Annotated in this window: 4 protein-coding genes and 1 pseudogene; 1 reads left to right on the plus strand and 4 read right to left on the minus strand. The window is 39.0% G+C overall.

Annotation, left to right across the window (positions count from 1 at the left end; all coding sequences use genetic code 11):
• Positions 1–3 precede the first annotated feature (3 nt).
• From IOC57_RS07330 to IOC57_RS07345, 4 genes and pseudogenes are all read right to left on the minus strand, one after another.
• Positions 4–1,479, minus strand: coding sequence for a spore germination protein (locus tag IOC57_RS07330; RefSeq protein ID WP_207438089.1), 1,476 nt, complete (start codon positions 1,477–1,479; stop codon positions 4–6).
• A gap of 876 nt (positions 1,480–2,355) precedes the next feature.
• Entirely contained in the window at positions 2,356–2,655 is a 300-nt protein-coding gene (locus IOC57_RS07335; protein WP_207438090.1) for a DUF2642 domain-containing protein, read from the minus strand.
• A gap of 884 nt (positions 2,656–3,539) precedes the next feature.
• Complete coding sequence (locus tag IOC57_RS07340; protein WP_207438091.1) at positions 3,540–4,283, minus strand: SDR family NAD(P)-dependent oxidoreductase; 744 nt, start codon at positions 4,281–4,283, stop codon at positions 3,540–3,542.
• Between the two features lie 54 nt (positions 4,284–4,337).
• Positions 4,338–5,089: pseudogene (locus tag IOC57_RS07345) on the minus strand (SDR family NAD(P)-dependent oxidoreductase).
• Positions 5,090–5,360: 271 nt separating this feature from the next.
• Here IOC57_RS07345 and IOC57_RS07350 point away from each other — a divergent pair.
• The gene (locus IOC57_RS07350) at positions 5,361–6,500 is read left to right on the plus strand and encodes a LuxR C-terminal-related transcriptional regulator (protein ID WP_207438092.1); all 1,140 of its coding nucleotides are present in this window, start codon (positions 5,361–5,363) and stop codon (positions 6,498–6,500) included.
• Positions 6,501–6,550 lie beyond the last annotated feature (50 nt).

Below are 6,550 nucleotides of genomic sequence, written 5' to 3' on the forward strand. Positions count from 1 at the left end.
CACTTAGTCTTTAGAATCTTCCTTGGGTTCTAATCGGATAGTGTCTTCCGTCTGAACCTCAATTGGACGTTTAGCCTGAAGAAAAAATGGTAAACGGATCAAGGCATCCCGCATATCATACACCCTTGGCGGATAAATAGGTTCAAGAAATGGCCTCCCCAAGGAAGTAATCCTTAGTAGATGCACAAGTAAAAAACAAAAACTGATTCCTATACCCACTAATCCTAAAAAATAAGCCATAAGCAGGAAAGGAAATCGAATCATTCGAATGGTATTCCCCATTTGATAGACAGGTGTAGTAAAAGAACCAAGGGCAGACAATGCAACAAGAATTAATAATACATTACTTGTCAGCCCTGCTTCTACAGATGCCGTTCCAATTACAATACCGCCTACGATACCTATCGTCTGACCTACTTTAGTCGGCAGTCTAGCTCCTGCCTCCCGAAGAAGTTCAATGGCTAATTCCAAGATTAATGCTTCTAAAATCGGTGGAAATGGAATTCCGCTTCGTGAAATCACAAGTGTACTGACTAAATCCTTTGGGATTAATTCATAATGATAGGTGAGAACCGCGACATAGATGGGTGTCACTAAGATGGAAAACAATACAGAAAAAAAACGAATAAGCCTAAAGAATGAGGCAGTTGTCCAGTTGAGAAAATAATCTTCGAATGCAGCAAAGTATTCAATGAGTGTGGAAGGCCCAAGTAAACCATGCGGAGCTCCGTCCACCAAGATCACTACTTTGCCTTCACCAAGTACTGCAGCCAATCGATCCGGTCGTTCTGTATCGATAAATTGAGGAAAAGGAGAATTTTTATTATCTTCTATCATTTGTGAAATATAGGAGCTATCAATTATTTGGTTAACCCTTAAATCAGATATGCGCTGTATGACGGTTTCTACATTCTCCCTATTTGCAATTCCTTCTATATGAAGCACAGCTACCCTTGTCTTGGATAACTTCCCAACAATAATTTCTTCAACAGCCAATTCTGCAATTGGAAGCCGTTTTCGGATTAAATATAAATTCGTATCCAGTGATTCGACCAGTGCTTCTTTCGGACCTACAACACTGTATTCTACCTCTGGCAGTGTAACTTGCCTCGAAGTGTTATTTGCTGCTTTAATTAAAACTGCTTGATCAGATTGATTATTTAATGTAATGGCTATATAACCTATTAACAGCTGACCTTGTAGTTCAGCAGGGTTTTTTGTAAAAATAAGCCCCTCTATTGGCAAGTTGTGTACAAGTTCTTCCAGAGTTGAAGAATTTGTATGTAAAAAGGGAAGGAGGTCTCTATGCAGTATATCTTTATCAATTAATGTATCGAAAAAAGATACACAGTATATTTCATTTTCAAAATCGAGTGTAAAGCTTATGAAGTCCTTTGACTTTTGCATTTGTTTGAGTACATCAGTGAAGTCTGTAGTCTTTTGTATTTTTTGCTTTTTAAAAAATGAAAACCTTTCCATAAGACTCCACTCCTTTGATTGTAAGATATGGATATTATTAACGAATTGGAGGGTTTTATGCGGGAAAAGTCAAGAGTGAAATTAGTGGGCAATTGTAATTTTCAATAAATTTATTACTGAGTTTTTATCGAATAAATAAATAAGCATCATAAAAGGAGGCTGGGACATAAGTATTTTAGTCAACGATATACCCGAACTATAAGCGGAATTTCCGTCGAATAGATCGGGTCTTTATTTGGTCTTTTTAATAGATTTTGTTGCTTCTTGCATCCTATGTGTAATGGAGCGGAAGACAATCGAGTCCTGCGGGAAATAGAGGAAAGGCTGAGACCCCGCAGGCTTGCCGAGGAGGCTCAAGCTTCCTCCCCGCGGAAAGCGAGTGTCTGTAGCGCAATGGAACGAACTTGTTCTTACAAGCTTGAATGGATGAATAAAAACAACATCTACAAAAGCAGCATGATATTTAATAGGTAGAATAACGTAGAATGATTCGTCTTTGAGGATGGTTTATTTAGTTATGTCCCAGCCTCTTCGTTTAGAAACCTCGATAGTAATCTAGTTGTTTAGCGATTCCTCCCTTATCTGACCTTTAAAACCAGTAACTCTAGCAACCATTTTTCTGATTTACAGCACTTTCTTCAAGTTAAATCCAGCTACACCCAAAATCAACTACTTGGTTCCAAGTGGTTGATCGTCTTATTGGCGGGGCCGATACTGGAAGAGGATTTAGAGAACATATCTTTTTTCCCTTGGAAAATCTCTTTGAAAATTCAACACTCATAATCCTGTTTGCACGGAATGCAAAAAAAAGATGGACAAACTTTATTTACACAGTACGAAAAAATGATTCCGTGAAAAAAGCGTCCTAATACGCAATTAGGGCTTACCGCTGTAGTAGACAATATGTTGATAACGAATATGGTGATTTAAATTTCTAACGGTGAGTTGAATGTGGTCAATAGCCACTCCAGTTAATTTTCCTTCTAATGTACCGTTTGTTGTTACGACAATGATTGTTTTTTCTAAATTCATTAGTAAATGATCTAAAAAAACTGGTTCAGTAGGTATCGTATAGGTCGGGGATAAATTTCTCATCATTGCTGGAAAACCACTTGTATAAGCGTATTGACCAGGTGGCAATGTTTCACGATAAGGTTCATAAGGGAAACTTTGCATTATTCATTTCACTCCTTTTATTTAACATACGCCGAATTTATATAGATGCATCATAAAAAACAATACATTTTAAGTGGAGCATTACCAATAAACACTGCACAAAAAAGCAACTATTCGCAGACAAATAGTTACTCAGGGGAAAGATGGAACCCTATTGGAGGTGTATGTGAACCATATTTAAATATATGTAGCGAAATAAATTCTGTTCCTAATGATGAGGATGCTAAGTAAACAAAAACTGTGATTGGTCAAAGTTAAAAAAAGTAACTATACCCCGTATTTTAAAACAAAAAATACTCTAGTCAAAAGTGGTCTATCTTAAAGGTAAAACAAAGCTGATAGGAGCGGGTGTTCGAAACTCCTGCGGGAAAAGTGCGTCTAAGGGAGCCCCCGCGGAAACGAGTGCCTGGGACAGGAAATCAACGTCCAAATGGTACAAGCCATAAAAAAGGGGCTGGGACATTAGTATTTTAGTCAACGATAAACCCGAACTATAAGCGGAATTTCCGGCTAATAGTTCGGGTCTTTATTTGTTCTTTTCAATGGATTTTGTTGCTTCTTGCATCCTATGTGTAATGGAGCGGAAGACAATCGAGTCCTGCGGGAAATAGAGGAAAGGCTGAGACCCCGCAGGCTTGCCGAGGAGGCTCCGCTTCCTCCCCGCGGAAAGCGAGTGTCTGTAGCGCAATGGAACGAACGTGTTCTTAGCTTGAATGGATGAATAAAAACAACATATACGAAAACAGCATTATTTTTAATAGTAGAATAACTTAGAATGATCCGTCTTTGAGGTTGGTTTATTTAGTTATGTCCCAGCCTCTTCAAAAGGCATACATCGTGTACGCCTTTTATATTTATTCATTTTCTGAACCAGCAAATAAAACTTATACGGCCGTATAACCTCCGTCTACAATAAGGCTTGTGCCTGTAACAAATGATGCATCGTCACTTGCAAGAAAGAGAACAGCTTTCGCCACTTCTTCCGCTCTGCCTAAACGGCCGATTGGATGTAAATCGATCAACCCTTGTCTTATCTCACCTTGTGCTTTTGCAATAAGTGGTGTATCAATATAGCCAGGGCAAACTGCATTGACACGAATGCCATCTTTGGCATAAGTCGAACCTAACGTTTGTGTTAACAGTTTGACCCCGCCTTTAGCAGCAGAATAGGCAGTTACCCCTGGTTTCCCTGCATGGCTATGGATGGAGCCTGTATTGACAATGGCGCCGCCAGTAGATTGTTTTTGCATTTGCTCTATCGCATATTTATCGGATAGGAAGACACCGGATAAATTAATATCAATCGTTTTTTGCCATTGATCATAGCTTAACTCATGGATGTTTCCGTCTCTTGCAATACCTGCGTTTGCGAACATGATATCCAGTTTTCCATATTTATTAACCGTCTTTTCGACCATATTCTTTACGTCATTTTCATTCGTAACATCGGTTTTAACAAAAAGAGTATCATACCCTTTTCCATTTAACTCATCTGACACGGCTTGTCCATGATCAGCAAAATCGGCAATGACCACCTTGGCTCCTTCTTCTGCAAATAATAAAGCCGTACTTGCACCAATTCCGCTTGCTCCCCCTGTTACGATCGCCACTTTATTTTCCAATCTCATATTTAAACACTCCTTGGTTTTGGTTTTTTATATCCGCTAGAATGGTAGGCATTTTTAGCGAGCTGTTGCTCCGCCATCTATCACAAATTCGGCACCCGTCGTATAGGAAGATTCGTCTGAGGCAATGAAAAGTACTGTATTCGCCACATTGTTGACGCTTCCCAGATGCCCCAATGGGAATTCTTTACCCAATTCATCTTTTGTACTGCCTGATTGTTCTGATGCATAGTCCGCCATCCCGGTATCGATATATCCTGGATGAATCGAGTTTGCACGGACTCCTTTTGAAGCATACTCGATGGCAGCATCTTTAGTCATTGTCCGGACTGCCCCCTTACTTGCACCATATAAAACATGACCAGGGGCGCCAATCCAGCCTGCAATGGAAGACGCATTTATGACTGAACCTTTATTTAGTTTCGCCATCAGTGGCATAATATGTTTCATTCCCAAGAATACGCCGGTTACGTTTATTGACATGAGAAGATTCCATCCTCCAATTCAATCTCTGCAACCGGTTTAATGATATAAATACCCGCATTGTTGAACAGAACATCCACTTTATCAAAAGTATCGATCGTTTCCTTTGCAACCCTTTTCCAATCTTCTTCATTGCTGACATCATGACGGATGAATAGGGCCTCCCCGCCGATTGCCTGGATGTCTTTCACAGCTTGATCACCGGATTCCTGGTTTATGTCTGTGATGACGATTTTTGCACCCTCCCTAGCAAATAGCAAAGCTGTTTCTTTCCCGATCCCTGTACCCCCGCCTGTAATGATTGCCACTTTGTTTTCAAGTCTCATCATATAACCAGATCTCCTTTTTTTCTATGCAACAGATTACTTGAGCACCAGAAATCCCCATCCCTAGATATTCTCCCTAGACGACCAGTCTTATACAAGCAAAAAGCTGACTGCCATGTGAAATAGAATGGCCACCCAATGGCTTCATTCTGTGTTCATACATTTATTTTACTCCTTACAATTTGAATTACTATCCTATAAAGTGCTGTATAATAATAGGGTTAGCGCCCCCTTTTTATAGGGTATTTTGTTTTAAGGAGTGGGAATTTACATGGCTCAGCCCTTTCATGCATATGAAGAAATAACATTTCAGCAATTCATATTATTCATAAAAAGTCATCACAAACAGATTGAAGAAAATAACAATATTTATTTGAATCTAGAGCCCTTCATATTAGAGCCTGAACGTAAGATGATACAAACAGTACTGGAATCATTTTTACTATTTTTATCCGCCCCAAACATCGAGGAGATAAAAGACACATACGAAGATCATCTGGATACTTGGCTTCAATCACTTTTACCCCTTTTAAATGAGAATCATTTCAGCATGTTCCGTTTAATCTTTGAAAAGTCCATTGTTACCTTAATGGTAAACCTGAAACATGCCCAAACCCTATCCATTCTTATGTACTTATTATCCATTTTCTCTCATCTTATCCATAGCTATAACAAGTGGTTGGGCGACGAATCGGAGCAACATCCCAAAACCAAACAAGTGAATGCAGAACTTAAAAGACTGCAGCTACTGGACCAATTAGATGAACTTCTAATTAACTCATCAGGATTTAAGGATTTTGCCTTTATCCTAAAAAAATGTGAAGAGTTCTTTAACTATAAAAGATGTGTTTTTTATGCTTATATTCCTTGGTCCAATCAATTCTACGGCACCATAGGAGCGGAGCTGCCAAAAGTCCAAAGCATGAGGGGACAACTCAACTCCAGGCAATCCATGGTGTTCAATTCAAAAAAACCGGTATTTTTAAAGAATCCGCATAATTACATTAAAGAGGAACATATACAGCTATTTAATCTTTCATCTGTCATTTTTGTACCGATTGTTCATGACACGCAAGTGTTCGGCTGGCTGACCTTTGATCAATTAGGGGAGGAATTCGATTATTCAATAGATGAACAGACTTTACTTGAACAGGTCGGAAAGCGGCTCGGTTTATATTTATCAAGAAAAGATGATGAGGGATCAATAGGTACCGACATACAATTGACGGAACGGGAATCCATGATTTTAAATTTGCTGGCTGAGGGCTATAACAATAAAAAAATGGCCGAATTATTGCAATTAAGCGAGCATACCGTCAGAGATTATGTAAGCAGTTTAATGACAAAGTTTAAAGCTAAAAACCGTACACAGGTAGTCGTTTATGGTTTTCGGTTAGGTCTATTAAAGTAAGATTGAATCAATTATGACAGTTGTATTATCAACCAAAAAAAGACCGGAAA

It is taken from the genome of Bacillus sp. SD075 (assembly GCF_017355165.1).
Classification (GTDB): domain Bacteria; phylum Bacillota; class Bacilli; order Bacillales; family DSM-1321; genus Peribacillus.

Coding starts and splice junctions, on each gene's coding strand:
- IOC57_RS07330 (WP_207438089.1), bottom strand. CDS start 1,479: ATGGAAAGGTTTTCATTTTTTAAAAAGCAAAAAATACAAAAGACTACA.
- IOC57_RS07335 (WP_207438090.1), bottom strand. CDS start 2,655: ATGCAAAGTTTCCCTTATGAACCTTATCGTGAAACATTGCCACCTGGT.
- IOC57_RS07340 (WP_207438091.1), bottom strand. CDS start 4,283: ATGAGATTGGAAAATAAAGTGGCGATCGTAACAGGGGGAGCAAGCGGA.
- IOC57_RS07350 (WP_207438092.1), top strand. CDS start 5,361: ATGGCTCAGCCCTTTCATGCATATGAAGAAATAACATTTCAGCAATTC.